We start from the raw sequence: 13687 nt of genomic DNA on the forward strand, positions 1-13687 counted from the left end.
CCGGTAGTCTTGCCTCGACGCTGCAAGAGAGGGCCGGGGCATGGCACGAGGTGAACACCACCGCATCCACGCACACGACCGTGTACAGCGCAATCGGTTACGCGTCGCTCAAGAAGCGGCGCGCCTGATGAGTGAGCACGGAATTCGAGACTTCCACCACGCCAAACGCAAAGCCGCCGAAAGACTGGGCGTACTCGACGAACAAGCCTTACCACGCAATCACGAAATCGAAGAAGCATTGCGCGAACATCAACGGCTGTTCCAGGCTGACAGCCAACCGCAACTCCTAAGGGTTCGACGCGAAGCAGCCGTCGACGCCATGCGATTCCTTCAACGTTTTGAACCGCGACTGGTCGGTGCGGTGCTCGATGGCACGGCCGATTCGCATTCCGCCGTGTGTCTGCATGTTTTCAGCGACGATCCTGAAGCTGTCGGTATCTATCTGCGCGAACACGGCGTTCCGTTCGAGACGCAAACGCGCCGCTTGCGCATCAGCCGGGAAGAGCAAGCCGAATACCCGGTGCTGCTTTTCGCGGCCGACAATCTCCCCTTCGATCTGACCGTGCTTCCGCACAACGCCGTGCGTCAGGCACCGCTCGATCGCATCGGCGAGAAGCCGATGCGGCGCGCTTCGCTGGCATCCGTCGAAATCATGCTCGCAGAGGAAGGCAGCGAACAGGACGAGTTCGAACGCAAGCTGGCTGCCGCTTTGCGCTGACTGTACTCATTTCAACGCTGCAAACGAAAAACGCCCGGCATGAGCCGGGCGTTTTTATGTGATACGCAGAAACGTCGTCGATCAGCGCTTATCGATACCGACGTAGTTGCGCGTGTCCGAACCCACGTACAACTGACGCGGACGACCAATGCGCGAACCTGGCGTTTCGTGCTGCTCGATCCAATGCGCGATCCAGCCGGCGGTGCGCGCGATGGCGAACATCACCGTGAACATTTCGGTCGGAATACCCAGTGCCTTGTAGATGATGCCGGAGTAGAAATCGACGTTCGGATACAGCTTGCGCTCGACGAAGTAGTCGTCCTTCAGCGCGGCCTCTTCCAGCTTCATCGCCACATCCAGCAGCGGATCGTTGACGCCGAGTTCGGCCAGTACCTTGTGGCACATCTCGCGGATGATCTTGGCGCGCGGATCGAAGTTCTTGTACACGCGATGGCCGAAGCCCATCAGGCGGAAGTTGTCGTTCTTGTCCTTGGCACGCTTGACCGCAGTTTCGACCTTATCCGGCGAGCCGATCTCCTCGAGCATTTTCAGCACGGCTTCGTTGGCACCGCCGTGTGCGGGACCCCACAGCGCCGTGATGCCCGCAGCGATGGACGCATACGGATTGGCACCGGTGGAACCGACCAGGCGCACCGTCGAGGTCGACGCATTCTGTTCGTGGTCGGCGTGCAGGATGAAGAGCAGATCCAGCGCCTTGGCAGCAACCGGGCTCATCTCCAGCGGTTCGCTCGGAACCTCGAACATCATATGCAGGAAGCGATTGACGTATTCGAGATTGTTGCGCGGATAACGGAAAGGCCAGCCGATCGAATAGCGATAGCACGCGGCGGCAATGGTCGGCATCTTGGCGATCAGACGGATCGCGGCCAGCTTGCGGTCTTCCGCGTTATCGACGTCCAGATCCTCGTGATAGAACGCCGACAACGAAGCGACTGACGCGGCCAGCATGGCCATCGGGTGCGCGTCGTGGTGGAAGCCCTGGAAAAAGTTCTTGTGCGACTCGTGCATCATCGTGTGGTGCGTGATGTCGTTTTCGAAGCCGACGAACTGGGTCTTGTTCGGCAGTTCGCCGTTGAGCAGGAGATAAGCCACTTCGAGGAAGCTGGATTTCTCGGCGAGCTGCTCGATCGGGTAACCGCGGTACATCAGGATGCCCTGATCGCCGTCGATGTAGGTGATCGAGCTCTTGGTGCTGGCGGTGCTGCCGTAACCCGGGTCGTACGTGAAGTGCCCGGTGTCCTTGTACAGCGGGGCAATGTCGATGCAAGCAGGACCAATCGTGCCGGTCAGCAATGGGAGCTCGCTGCTGCGGCCGTTGGACTCATCTACCAGCTTGACGGATTTGGAATCGGACACGGAAACCTCCTACGCATGGGTCGCCGCCGGGGCAGCCGCATCACGGCACCAGCCGGCGAAGGAAAGGCACACCGTCGTGGGGAAGCGACGGTGCATCCCTCCCATTATCGCACATCGACTCATAAACATCCGAGGGCGCATGGTCGGATGACGGGCGCAAAAAAACACAGGGCAGGCTGCTGGCCTGCCCTGTGTTTTGCAACTGACCTGCCGATAACGGCAAGTTTGCAGAATGATTACTTCTGCGCGTAACGGCGGCGGAACTTGTCCACGCGGCCGCCGGCATCGATGGTCTTCTGCTTGCCGGTGTAGAACGGGTGCGAGTGGCTGGAGATATCCACCTTAACCAGCGGGTACTCGTTGCCGTCTTCCCACTTGACGGTTTCCTTGGTCGCAATCGTCGAACGCGTCAGAAACGCGAATTCGGACGAGAGGTCCTGGAACACCACCTGGCGGTAATTCGGATGGATATCGGGCTTCATGACTGACTCAAAGCGGTGGGTGAAAAGAGCGGCATTATATTGATCATCCAAGGGCTTAGTCAACCGACCCGCCACCCTCATAAACACTATTCCGCCCCGAGGGCCCTGCGCGCCATGGCTCCGAATTTGGCTCGATCCAGCTCAAGGACCACGTTGGCCCGGGCGGGCAGCTTCAGGCGATTGCCCCAATCCACCACGGTGGCGCCACGGGTCAGGCGACCGTCCAGCTCGATGCCGACGTGGTGGCGCTCGCTGCGCTTGACCACGGTGGGATCGATCGCCACTGCCATGGCCAGGGCGTCGGCGGCGATGACGCCGCGGCGCCCGCGCTCACGGTTGGTTTCACGCGCCACCTGGGACACGCGGCCGAAGAAGGCTGCCCGGCGATCGCCGGTGGCCAGCCACTGATCGAAGTCGGCCTCGTCGAACGCATGCCGCAAGGTCAATTCCCAGTCGACGAGATCGAAGTCGGGAAAGCCTTCGAAGACGATGTGTGCCGCTTCAGGGTCGAAGCCCAGGTTGAATTCCGCCGGCACACGGCCGGTGTTGCCATGACCGGTGACGGCGCCGCCCATGATCACCAGTCGCTTTACGCGCTGCGGCAGCGTGGGATCGAGCTTCAGCGCCAGCGCCAGGTTGGTCAGCGGAGCGAGCGCCACGAGGGTGATCTCGCCTGGACGCTCCCGAGTCAGTCGCAATAGGGCGAGCGCAGCGTGCTCGTTGGCGACTTCGCTTTCCGGCTCGGGAAATCCCACGTCGCCCAGGCCGTCCCGGCCGTGCACGAAGGCAGCATTCTCTTCCGGCAGGCGCACCAGCGGCGAGGGACTTCCGGCAAAAATCGGCGTGGACGCGCCGACCAGATCCACCAGCGTGCGCGCATTGCGCACCGTATGCTCAAGACCAACGTTACCCGCGGCGATGCTCAAGCCAAGCACGTCGGCATGTGCGTGAGCCATGAGAATCGCCAGGGCATCGTCTACGCCCGGGTCCGTATCGATGAAGAGTTGCGGAGTGCTCATGGGAGAGTGATTGCTCTGGGGAGTCCGGCAAGCTTAGACGCCGCCCATGGCAAGGGCCAGTCTCTTGCACGACCGAAAGACCGCTCTATGCATTCGCATATCGGGCCGCACCGCCAATCCAGCGCTCGATCAACCGCCCCGCCCGCTCGGCATGCTGAGCCAGCATCTGCTCGCCCGCGCGTTGCACGGCAGGCAGCAAGTGCGCATCGCGTGCAAGATCGGCCATGCGAAAACTCAGTTGTCCTGTCTGCCGCGTGCCCAGCACTTCGCCGGGTCCGCGCAGTTCAAGATCTTTTTCGGCGATGCGAAAGCCGTCGTTGGTTTCGCGCATCACCTGCAAGCGTTCACGCGCAAGCTGCCCCAGCGGCGGCTGGTAGAGCAGCACGCAATTGGAAGCCACCGCGCCACGCCCCACGCGCCCTCGCAACTGATGCAATTGCGCAAGACCCAGGCGCTCGCTGTTCTCGATCACCATCAGGCTGGCGTTGGGTACGTCCACACCCACCTCGATCACGGTGGTAGCAACCAGCACTGCCAGCTCGCCAGCCTTGAACGCATCCATCACAGCCTGCTTTTCTTTCGGCTTCATGCGGCCATGGATCAAACCCACACGGCAATCGGCCAGCGCATGAGTAAGTTCTGCGTGTGCGGCTTCGGCCGCCTGGGCGCGTAGTTGTTCGGATTCCTCGATGAGCGTGCAAACCCAGTAGGCCTGCCGGCCTTCCATGCATGCGGCGTGGATGCGCTCGATGACATCGATACGGCGCGCATTGGAAATCGCAATGGTCTGCACCGGCGTGCGCCCCGGCGGCAATTCGTCGATGGCTGACATGTCCAGGTCGGCGTATGCACTCATCGCCAGCGTGCGCGGAATCGGTGTTGCGGTAAGCACCAGCTGATGGGGTACCAACTCACCTTCAAGCCCTTTGTCGCGCAACGCCAACCGTTGCTGCACGCCGAAGCGATGCTGCTCATCGACGATCACGAGTCCCAGCCGCGCGAATTCGACACCTTCCTGCATCAGGGCATGCGTACCTATCACCACGGATGCACCCTGCGCCACGCGATGCATCGCTTGCTGGCGTGCCTTGCCTTGTTGCTTGCCTGCCAGCCATTCGACGGCAATGCCGAGGGGCTCCAGCCAATGCCGGAAGTTTCGCAAATGCTGTTCTGCCAGCAATTCGGTGGGTGCCATCAAGGCAACCTGATAGCCCGCCTCGACCGCCGCAAGCGCAGCTGCGCAGGCGACGGCAGTCTTGCCGGAGCCGACATCGCCCTGCACCAGACGAAGCATGGGGCGCGGTTGTGAAATGTCGGCAGCGACTTCTCGAATCACACGTTGTTGCGCTGACGTAAGCTTGAAAGGAAGACCGCCCAGCCAACGCTTTTGCAACGCGCCTCGACCATTCAACGCCGGCGCACGGCGTTCGCGTACCGCCGCACGCAATCGCTTGAGGCTCATGTGTTGGGTGAGCAGTTCTTCGAACGCCAGACGCTGCTGTGCCGGATGTCTTCCTTGCGTCAGCTGATCGACGTGCGCGTCCGGTGGCGGGCGATGGACGTACAACAACGCCTCACGCAGCGATGTCAGTCCGCACTCGGCACACAGCGAAGGAGGAATCAGCTCTAGTTGATCGTCGGCGGGCAGAAGCTGCAACGCCTTTGCGATGACGCCACTCAATCGTTTCTGACCAAGCCCTTCCGTCGTGGGATAGACAGGGCTAAGGCGCTCATCGACCACGACCTCGGCACTCTCCGCCAGGCGTTGATACTGGGGATGCACCATTTCGAGGCTGCCCGAGCCCTGGCGAACTTCGCCGTAACACAGCAGACGCACGCCGGGACGCAGTTGTTCGGCCTGCGCACGATTGAAATGAAAAAACCGAAGCAACAGCGTTTCCATGGCGCCATCGCCGATCGCCACTTTCAGCTGCGGACGGTAGCGGTAAGTCTTGTCGACGGCCTCGACCGTGCCCACCACTTGCGCACGCATGCCCGGGCGCAAATCCGCCAACGGCGTGACTCGCGTGCGATCTTCGTAACGCAGCGGCAGGTGAAACCACAGATCCTGCACGCGGTGCAATCCAAGTCGTCCCAGCGCTTCGGCCAGCGCAGGGCCGACACCGCCGAGTGCCGACACCGGCGAGTTACCCGGATCGGCAGTCGTGTCGGTCGTGGTGCGAGGTTTGATGGCCGCCATCGTTGAAAGACTAACGGAGCGCGACGATATCCGGGGGATCATTGCCGACAAGTACTGTCAGCAGGCCGCCCACCGATCGATCAGTCCAGCACCATGATCGCATCGACCTCGACCTGCGCGCCTTTCGGCAGGCCGGAGACTTCGATGGTGGAACGCGCCGGATACGGCTGTTGGAAATACTCGCCCATCACGGCATTGACCGCCGCGAAGTTGGCCAGGTCGGTCACGTAGATCCCCACGCGTACGATCTGCACGAGCGAACCTCCGGCGGCTTGCGCAACGGCGACGAGGTTGTCGAACACGCGGCGGGTCTGCGTGCTGATGTCGCCTTCGACCAACGCGCCCGTGGCGGGATCGAGCGGAATCTGGCCCGAAAAGTAAACGGTATTGCCCGCACGCACAGCTTGCGAATACGGACCAATGGCGGCCGGAGCCTTGTCGGTGGCGATGATGGTGCGGGACATGGGGAAGATCCGAGTGAGGAAAAACGCAGTGTAATTCCAGGAGCACCGGCTGCGTAGCGCCCTTCGACACCGAGCACGCTAAAGCGGATATCGATACGCCCCGCTCACCACGCCCGTGCGGCGCACGCGCCGGATCACTTCCGCCAGATGCTTGCGGTTCTTTACTTCGATCGTGAACAACAACGTGGCTGCCGCCATGTCGCGCTCGACGTATTCCACGTTTTCGATATTGGAATCCGCCGCCGCGATCGCCGCCGCCACGGTGGCGAGAACACCCGGGCGGTTGATGACTTCGATGCGCAACTCGGCGCGATAATCGCCTTGGACGTCGCGATCCCATTCGATGGCCACACAGCGTTCCGGCGATTTGCGCAGCTCCGCGACATTGGGGCATTCGGTGCGATGCACGACGATGCCTTTGCCGGGCGAGAGATAGCCGATAATGTCGTCGCCAGGCAGCGGATGGCAGCAGTTGGCGAAGCTCAACACGCCACGCTCGGCACCGGTGATGCGGATGTTTTCTCTCGGGTGCGGCGCGACCGTGCCTCGCACCGTCGCTCCGCGCGAGGCCACGAGCTGGCTGGCGACCTGGTCGGGCATGCGGTTGCCAAGCGCGATGTCGGAAAGCAGTTCCTCCAGGCGCTTGAACTTGGATTTCTGCAGGAACCGCTCCAGCGCCGCCGGCGCAATCGCATCGAGGCTGGTGCCCAGCGCATCCAGTGCGCGGTCGAGCATGCGATGGCCGAAGTCCACCGCGTCTTCGTGCTGCAAATGCTTGAGGTATTGCCGGATCGCCGTGCGCGCCTTGCCGGTGACCACGAATTCCAGCCACGCGGGATTGGGCACCGCGGACGGCGCCGTGATGATCTCCACCAGCTGCCCCGATTCCAGTCGCGTGCGCAGCGGCAGCAGCTTCTTGTCGACGCGCGCGGCCACCGCGTGATCGCCCACATCGGTGTGCACCGCATAGGCGAAGTCGAGCGCGGTCGCGTTGCGCGGAAGCGAAAGAATGTCGCCACGCGGCGTGAACAGATACGTTTCGTCCGGAAACAGATCGATCTTGACGTTTTCGATGAATTCCGCGGCGGAAGGCGTGTTCGCCTGGCTGTCGGCGAGCGCGGAAAGCCACTCGCGTGCACGGGCCTGCGCGCTGTTGGCCGGACCGCTGTCGGTCTTGTACGCCCAATGCGCGGCGACACCGCGTTCGGCCACCGAATCCATTTCCTCGGTGCGGACCTGCACTTCGATCGGCGCACCGAACGGCCCAAGCAGCACGGTATGCAGCGACTGGTAACCGTTGGCCTTGGGAATCGCGATGAAATCCTTGAAGCGGCGATCGACTGGCTTGTACAGCGCGTGCACGACGCCGAGCGCCATGTAACAACTCATCGCGCTGTCCGTCACGACGCGGAAGCCGTACACATCCATCAACTGCGCAAAGCTCTTGTGCTCGTTGCGCATCTTCGAATAGATGCTCCACGGCGACTTGATCCGGCCGACCACGCGCACGGGAATGCGCTCTTCGACCAAGCGCGCGGTCAACGCGCCTTCGATGCGCCCCATCGCCTCGCGACGATTGCCGAGCGCGGCGCGAATGCGCTCGCTGATCACGCGGTAACGGTCGGGATGGAGCGCGCGGAAGCCCAGGTCCTGCAGCTCCGCCTTGATCTTGTTCATGCCCAGGCGTTGCGCGATGGGCGCGTAGATTTCCAGCGTTTCGCGCGCGATGCGCCGGCGCGAATCGGCATCCTTCGCACCCAGCGTACGCATGTTGTGAAGGCGATCGGCGAGCTTGATCAGGATCACGCGCAGATCGCGCGCCATCGCCAGCAGCATCTTGCGGAAGCTTTCCGCGTCGGCTTCCTGGCGGCTGCTGAAACGCATTTTGTCGAGCTTGGTGACGCCGTCGACCAGTTCCGCCACGGGTTCGCCGAACTCGCCGGCGAGTTCGGTGCGGCTCAATGCGGTGTCTTCGAGCGTGTCGTGCAGAATCGCCGCGATGATCGTTTCCGCATCCATGCCGAACTCGGCCAGGATGCCGGCCACGGCGATCGGATGGGTGATGTAAGGCTCGCCGCTCTTGCGGGTCTGCCCTTCGTGCGCGACCGCGCCCATCTCATAGGCACGCAGCACCCGGGCAACGTTCTGCTCGGGCAGATAGGCAATGCGCTCTTTCAGCGCCAGCACATAAGGCGGCAGTGTGGACGTATCCTCGGAAGCGGGATGCGTGGCCGCCGACATGGATTCACGACGCCCGTTCAGGCGATCGCCTCGCTGAGTGGAGTGGATGAGAATGAAACGAGTGGACCTGGAGCGAACTAGAACATCGCGCAACGCGATCTGCCAGCCCGGTGTGGCCGGTGCGACGACTGCACTGTCGACAGCCGCCGCTACCCATCAATCGTCCCCGCCCTTGGAGAGGTCGTCGTCGACTTCCTGCGCGGCCCATTCCAGTGCTTCGCGCTCGGCGCGTTCACGTTCGGTGCGGTCGATTTCGTCGATCGTTGCCTGATCGATGCGGCGGTCTGCGATTTCGCGCAGCGCCAGCACCGTCGGCTTGTCGTTGTCGGGGTTGACCGCCGGTTCGGCACCCTTGGCGAGCTGGCGGGCGCGCTTGGTCGCCATCAATACCAGTTCGAAACGGTTGTCGACGACCTCGAGGCAGTCTTCCACGGTAATGCGAGCCATGGGAAATCCTTAAACAATAAATGACTTATGCGGTCTTGTAGTCTATCGGGCAGCCACTTGGCTGGCAATGCAATTGACTCTTATCATGTCCAACCGGTCGCGCGCCAGCTCGAAACCACCCCCTGGTTAGTGCACAATATAGAACTACAAAGTACAATTTTGCGACCTTCCCTCACTTTGCAGCGGATCCCCTAGTCCATGCCCTCCCTGCCTCGCTTCGCCGTACTGAGCCGCCTCCTGCCCCTCGCCGTCATGGTCTCCGTGCTGGCCGGCTGCGCCATCGCCAAGCCCCGCACCGACGATCCGCTGGAGAAGTTCAACCGCAAGAGCTACGCCTTCAACATGGCGCTGGACAAGCATGTACTGCGTCCGGTGGCCGTGGGGTATACCAAGGTCACCCCCCAGCCGGTGCAGACCAGCATCAGCAACTTCTTTACCACCATCAAGCTGCCGATCAGCATCGCCAACAACATCATGCAGGGTCGCCCGAGCGATGCGATGACCGATACCGGCCGCTTCCTGATCAACATGACGGTAGGCGTGGCCGGCTTCTTCGATCCCGCCACGCATATGCAGATCCCGCTGAAGGAAACCGACTTCGGCATCACCCTGGCCCGCTGGGGCGTGCCGGAAGGCGACTTCCTGATGGTGCCCCTGCTCGGCCCGTCCACGATGCGCGATGTGTGGCAGTTCCCGGTCGACGGCTACCTGTTCGATCCGCTCAGCTACTTCGAGCGGAACCACAAGTTCCACTGGGGCCAGTACTACATCCCCGAGGTGGTGTACTTCATCCAGATGCGCGCCCAGCTGCTTGACGCCGACAGCTACCTGAAGAGCGCCTACGACCCGTACGCCTTCGTGCGCGATGCGTGGCGCCAGACGCGCCTGAACAAACTCTACGACGGCAATCCGCCGGCAGACGTGATGCTGCAACTCCAGCAGGGCTCGAACAACAGCAACAACAACAATCAGCAGAACTTCAATCCCGACGAATTGCTGAAAGAACAGCAACAATGGGAACAGAAGCAGAAGCAGCAGAACAAATCGGGCAATCCTTCCGGCAACGAGTAACGTTGCCGGAAGGCTGGCACAAAAAAACGGGGCCGATGGCCCCGTTTTTTTGTGCCACTCAGTGCGATCGCAGGCCTACTGCAACAACGACTCGACGCCGCACACCTGGGCAAGGCTGCGCATGCTTTCGGGCACATGCCGAGTACTGACATGCCGCCCGCGGCAGTCGGCGGCGGAGAGCGCCGCCAACACACACGCGAGGCCCGCGCTGTCGCAGCCGGTTACCTCCGACAGGTCCAGCACATGGCGATCGCCGCCTTCGAATGCGGCCTTCAACGCGACCACGGCTTTCGCGGCGTTACCGAAATTCAACACGCCGGAGACGGAAACCGTATCCGGCGTGCCGGAGGTGATCTGAAAATCACCCTTGGCGGATCTATTTGGCGACATTGCCCTTGTTGTCCTGTTCCATCGACTTGAGCGCTTGGTCGCCCTGGGTCTCCAGATCGTGGATCAGCGCATCCAGACCTTCCTTCTTGATCTGCGCGTCGACCTGGTTGCGGTAGTTGGTAATGTAGGAAATGCCTTCGATGATCACGTCATACGCTTTCCACTGGCCATCGGAAGCCTTGTGGAACACGTAGTTCACCGCGATGGTCTTCTTGTCGTCCGTGCTCACCTGGGTGCGCACGACCGTGTACTTGTCGTTGATGTCGCCGGTGAACGGCAAAACCTTCACCGTGCCCTTGGTGTAGTTGAGCAGGCCGTCGGCGTAACGGTTGGTGAGCGAGGTATAGAACGCCTTGGCGAAGCGCGAGCGCTGCTCGGGCGTCGCTTCGCGCGCATGCATGCCCAGCACCAGGATCGATGCCCAGTCCGTATCGAAGTGCGGCAGGAAGATCTGGTTGATCAACGCCACCAGCTTGGGTTTGTTGTTCTGCAGTTCCGCCTTGTGATCGGCGATTTGCGTATCGAGGTCGTGGGTGATGGTGACCACCACATCCTGCGGCGACGCCGCGTTGGAAGCCTGAGCGCTCGATGCATCCTGCGCAAAGGCCGGCGCGACGATCATGACGCTGCCCAGGGCGATGGCGGTGGCAATAGCCAGGTGACGCAACATGTGGAAACTCCTCGGATAAAAGCCGGATTAATGCTTGCCGGTTGGGGTATTGGATGAACCGTTGCCGGAGGCGTTGTTGCTGCCGCCGGAAGAACCGCTGACCAGGAACTTGCCGATCAAGTCTTCCAGCTGCATCGCTGACTGGGTCAGGACCAACTGATCGCCATCCTTGAGCGAATTCGGCGAGCCACCGGGCTGGATCGCAACATACTGGCTGCCAATCAAACCACTGGTGAATATCGCGGCGGCCGAATCGTCCGGGATCTGGTTGTAGCGCTTGTCGATATCGAAGGTGACCGTGGCATCCAGCTTGACCGGATCGGCCTTGATGGACGCCACGCTACCGATCGCAACGCCCGCCATTTTCACCGGCGCCCCGACCGACAGCGTGCCGACGTTCGTGAAGTTCGCCTTGACCGCATAGGTACCGCCGATCGCATCCGCCGCACCGCCGCCGCCGATGAACTTGCTCAGCATTTCTTCCAGCGGCTGGGTGGATTTGGTCAGGCCGAAGTGGCCGCCGTCGGCCACGTAGGTCTTCGCGCCGCCGAACTGAATGCCGACGTACTGATCGCCCAGCAGGCCGCTGGTGTAGATGGTCGCGACCGAATCGACAGGAATCTGGCTGTATTGCTTGTCGATGGACAGCGTCACGTCCGCCACGTCCTTGCCCGGCGCCAGTGCGATGGACTGGACCTGGCCGATGCGCACACCCGCCACCTTCACCGGCGCACGCTCCTTCAGCTGGCCGATGTTGGCGAACTGCGCATCGACCCTGTAGGCCGCGCCCTGGTGACTGTTGGCAATGGAGCTGGTCTGCGTTGCCAGATACGCCAGCGAAGCGAAACCGAGCACGATAAACAAACCGGTGCCGACGGCAAACGATTTTCTCTGGCTCACGGCAAAGTCCTCAGAAAGAAGCAATTAGTCATCATGATGGTCACATCAGGAAAGCGGTGAGCACGAAGTCGAGCGCCAGGATCGCGATCGACGACGCCACGACGGTGCGCGTCGTCGCATACGCCACGCCCTCGCTGGTGGGTGCCGTGGTATAGCCCTGGAACACGGCGATCAGCGAAATCACCGCGCCGAATGCCGCGCTTTTCCAGATCACGCCGTTGATGATGTCCTGCCACACATCCACGTTGGCGGTCATGTTCGACCAGAACGTGCCGTTATCGACGCCCAGCCAATCCACCGTCACCAGGTAGCCGCCAAAAATACCCATGGCGCAGAACATGCAGCACAGCAGCGGCATGGCGATCAGGCCGGCGAGGAAGCGTGGCGTGGCGACGTAGGCGATGGGGTCGACCGCCATCATTTCCATGGCGGCGATCTGATCGGTCGCACGCATCAGGCCGATTTCCGCGGTAACGGACGTGCCGGCGCGCCCCGCAAACAGCAGGCCCGTCACCACCGGCCCCAGCTCGCGATATATCGACAGCGACAACGCGGTACCGCTGGCCGAGGTGCCGCCGAAAATCGCGAGCACGTGGTAAAGCTGCAAACCCAGCACCATGCCGACGAACAGTCCGCAGACCATGATGATGGTCAGGCTCATCGCGCCGACGAACCACAGCTGCCGAACCGTCTCGCGCACATGGCGCATGCTGCGCGGAATCGCCGCCAGGATGCGCAGCAGGAACAAACCGCAGGCGCCGATCTGCCCGAGCGTTTGGATCACGACATTTTCGCGCCGACTCTGCGAACTCATGCAGCACCCTGTGTGAAGCCAAGAGCCCGCGCGTAATCGCCGGCCGGATATTGGAACGGCACCGGGCCATCCGCGTCGCCACCGAAGAACTGGCGCGTCCACGGCGAGCCATCGTCGGCGATCGTCTTGGGATTACCCTGCGCCACGACCTTGCCGTTGGCGATCAGGAACACATGGTCGGCCACTTCCTTGATCGCCGCCAACTCGTGCGCCACCAGCACGCTGGTGATGCCGAGCGTCTCGTTGAGCGTGCGGATCAGCTTCAACACCTGATTGAGCGCGATGGGATCCAGGCCGACGAACGGTTCGTCATAAAGAATCAGCATCGGATCGAACACGATCGCACGCGCCAGTGCAACGCGGCGTGCCATGCCGCCGGAAAGCTCGGCCGGCGTCAGCGAGGCGGCGCCACGCAAACCCACAGCCTGCAGCTTGGTCAGCACGATGTTGCGAATCAGCACTTCCGGCAGTTTCGTGTGCTGGCGCAGCGGAAAAGCCACGTTCTCGAACACATCGAAATCGGTAAGCAAGGCCGAGTTCTGGAACAGGTAGCCGATGCGCTCGCGCAGATCGAACAGCTCGTCGCGCGTCAGCCGCGCTACGTTCAGGCCATCGACCGAGACCTCGCCCGCCTGGCCGCGCATCTGGCCGGTGATGTGCTTGAGCAGGGTGGTCTTGCCCGTACCGCTGGGGCCCATGATCGCCGTCACCTTGCCCCGGCAGATGTCCATGTCCAGCGCATCGAACACGGTTTTCCCGTTGAGCACCGTGGTGAGGCCACGAATGCGCACCAGGGTGCGATCGTCGAGCTTGGCGTTGACGGGATCGATCATGGGCAAAGGGGGTTTGGGGAAAGTGCTCACGTTAGCTGAAGTGGGTGTGTAATGCTATCCT

At 61.9% G+C, this 13687-nt stretch carries 14 protein-coding genes; 2 read left to right on the forward strand and 12 right to left on the reverse strand.

Going from position 1 to position 13687, the window contains the following annotated elements; genetic code table 11:
• Window positions 1–40: 40 nt before the first annotated feature.
• Window positions 41–718, forward strand: a complete 678-nt coding sequence (locus tag DWU99_RS14235) for a hypothetical protein (RefSeq protein WP_115478731.1) — start codon at window positions 41–43, stop codon at window positions 716–718.
• 81 nt (window positions 719–799) lie between these two features.
• On the opposite strand, the gene DWU99_RS14240 is transcribed toward DWU99_RS14235, so the two are convergent.
• The 7 genes from DWU99_RS14240 to rpoZ form a co-directional block, all read right to left on the reverse strand.
• Window positions 800–2095 (reverse strand): citrate synthase, encoded by a 1296-nt coding sequence (locus DWU99_RS14240; protein ID WP_115478732.1) that lies wholly within the window; start codon window positions 2093–2095, stop codon window positions 800–802.
• Window positions 2096–2331: 236 nt separating this feature from the next.
• On the reverse strand, window positions 2332–2577 hold the full coding sequence (locus DWU99_RS14245) for a type B 50S ribosomal protein L31 (RefSeq protein ID WP_115478733.1): 246 nt from the start codon (window positions 2575–2577) through the stop codon (window positions 2332–2334).
• An 86-nt stretch (window positions 2578–2663) separates the two neighbouring features.
• Window positions 2664–3596 (reverse strand): nucleoside hydrolase, encoded by a 933-nt coding sequence (locus tag DWU99_RS14250; RefSeq protein WP_115478734.1) that lies wholly within the window; start codon window positions 3594–3596, stop codon window positions 2664–2666.
• Window positions 3597–3681: 85 nt separating this feature from the next.
• Window positions 3682–5796: an ATP-dependent DNA helicase RecG gene (recG, locus tag DWU99_RS14255; RefSeq protein ID WP_115478735.1), complete on the reverse strand. Its 2115-nt coding sequence runs from the start codon at window positions 5794–5796 to the stop codon at window positions 3682–3684.
• Window positions 5797–5876: 80 nt separating this feature from the next.
• Window positions 5877–6260, reverse strand: a complete 384-nt coding sequence (locus tag DWU99_RS14260) for a RidA family protein (protein WP_115478736.1) — start codon at window positions 6258–6260, stop codon at window positions 5877–5879.
• Between the two features lie 78 nt (window positions 6261–6338).
• Window positions 6339–8501, reverse strand: a complete 2163-nt coding sequence (locus DWU99_RS14265) for a RelA/SpoT family protein (RefSeq protein WP_115478737.1) — start codon at window positions 8499–8501, stop codon at window positions 6339–6341.
• 156 nt (window positions 8502–8657) lie between these two features.
• Window positions 8658–8948, reverse strand: a complete 291-nt coding sequence (rpoZ, locus tag DWU99_RS14270; protein WP_115478738.1) for a DNA-directed RNA polymerase subunit omega — start codon at window positions 8946–8948, stop codon at window positions 8658–8660.
• 198 nt (window positions 8949–9146) lie between these two features.
• Here rpoZ and DWU99_RS14275 point away from each other — a divergent pair, with 198 nt between their 5' ends.
• Window positions 9147–10019, forward strand: a complete 873-nt coding sequence (locus tag DWU99_RS14275) for an MlaA family lipoprotein (protein WP_115478739.1) — start codon at window positions 9147–9149, stop codon at window positions 10017–10019.
• A gap of 75 nt (window positions 10020–10094) precedes the next feature.
• Here the strand turns inward: DWU99_RS14275 and DWU99_RS14280 are convergent, their stop codons facing one another.
• From DWU99_RS14280 to DWU99_RS14300, 5 genes are read right to left on the reverse strand one after another with little or no spacing between them, the layout of a single operon-like run.
• A complete protein-coding gene (locus tag DWU99_RS14280; RefSeq protein WP_115478740.1) occupies window positions 10095–10409 on the reverse strand; it encodes an STAS domain-containing protein in 315 nt (104 codons plus the stop codon).
• Window positions 10396–11079 (reverse strand): MlaC/ttg2D family ABC transporter substrate-binding protein, encoded by a 684-nt coding sequence (locus DWU99_RS14285; RefSeq protein ID WP_115478741.1) that lies wholly within the window; start codon window positions 11077–11079, stop codon window positions 10396–10398. Before DWU99_RS14285 ends, DWU99_RS14280 begins: the two co-directional genes overlap by 14 nt.
• A gap of 27 nt (window positions 11080–11106) precedes the next feature.
• Window positions 11107–11979 carry an outer membrane lipid asymmetry maintenance protein MlaD gene (gene mlaD, locus DWU99_RS14290; RefSeq protein ID WP_115478742.1) on the reverse strand — a complete coding sequence of 291 codons (873 nt, stop codon included), beginning with the start codon at window positions 11977–11979 and terminating at the stop codon, window positions 11107–11109.
• A 40-nt stretch (window positions 11980–12019) separates the two neighbouring features.
• A complete protein-coding gene (gene mlaE, locus DWU99_RS14295) occupies window positions 12020–12793 on the reverse strand; it encodes a lipid asymmetry maintenance ABC transporter permease subunit MlaE (protein WP_115478743.1) in 774 nt (257 codons plus the stop codon).
• Window positions 12790–13626, reverse strand: a complete 837-nt coding sequence (locus tag DWU99_RS14300; protein WP_115478744.1) for an ABC transporter ATP-binding protein — start codon at window positions 13624–13626, stop codon at window positions 12790–12792. The genes mlaE and DWU99_RS14300 overlap by 4 nt, the downstream gene beginning before the upstream one ends.
• Between the last annotated feature and the right edge of the window lie 61 nt (window positions 13627–13687).

Source organism: Dyella psychrodurans, from assembly GCF_003363265.1.
Classification (GTDB): Bacteria; Pseudomonadota; Gammaproteobacteria; order Xanthomonadales; family Rhodanobacteraceae; genus Dyella_B; species Dyella_B psychrodurans.

Bases quoted from the DNA above. Each gene is read 5' to 3' on its own strand.
- DWU99_RS14265 (WP_115478737.1), bottom strand. From the start codon at position 8,501: ATGTCGGCGGCCACGCATCCCGCTTCCGAGGATACGTCCACACTGCCG.
- DWU99_RS14280 (WP_115478740.1), bottom strand. From the start codon at position 10,409: ATGTCGCCAAATAGATCCGCCAAGGGTGATTTTCAGATCACCTCCGGC.
- DWU99_RS14250 (WP_115478734.1), bottom strand. From the start codon at position 3,596: ATGAGCACTCCGCAACTCTTCATCGATACGGACCCGGGCGTAGACGAT.
- mlaE (WP_115478743.1), bottom strand. From the start codon at position 12,793: ATGAGTTCGCAGAGTCGGCGCGAAAATGTCGTGATCCAAACGCTCGGG.
- DWU99_RS14260 (WP_115478736.1), bottom strand. From the start codon at position 6,260: ATGTCCCGCACCATCATCGCCACCGACAAGGCTCCGGCCGCCATTGGT.
- DWU99_RS14285 (WP_115478741.1), bottom strand. From the start codon at position 11,079: ATGTTGCGTCACCTGGCTATTGCCACCGCCATCGCCCTGGGCAGCGTC.
- DWU99_RS14245 (WP_115478733.1), bottom strand. From the start codon at position 2,577: ATGAAGCCCGATATCCATCCGAATTACCGCCAGGTGGTGTTCCAGGAC.
- rpoZ (WP_115478738.1), bottom strand. From the start codon at position 8,948: ATGGCTCGCATTACCGTGGAAGACTGCCTCGAGGTCGTCGACAACCGT.
- DWU99_RS14275 (WP_115478739.1), top strand. From the start codon at position 9,147: ATGCCCTCCCTGCCTCGCTTCGCCGTACTGAGCCGCCTCCTGCCCCTC.
- DWU99_RS14300 (WP_115478744.1), bottom strand. From the start codon at position 13,626: ATGATCGATCCCGTCAACGCCAAGCTCGACGATCGCACCCTGGTGCGC.
- DWU99_RS14235 (WP_115478731.1), top strand. From the start codon at position 41: ATGGCACGAGGTGAACACCACCGCATCCACGCACACGACCGTGTACAG.
- recG (WP_115478735.1), bottom strand. From the start codon at position 5,796: ATGGCGGCCATCAAACCTCGCACCACGACCGACACGACTGCCGATCCG.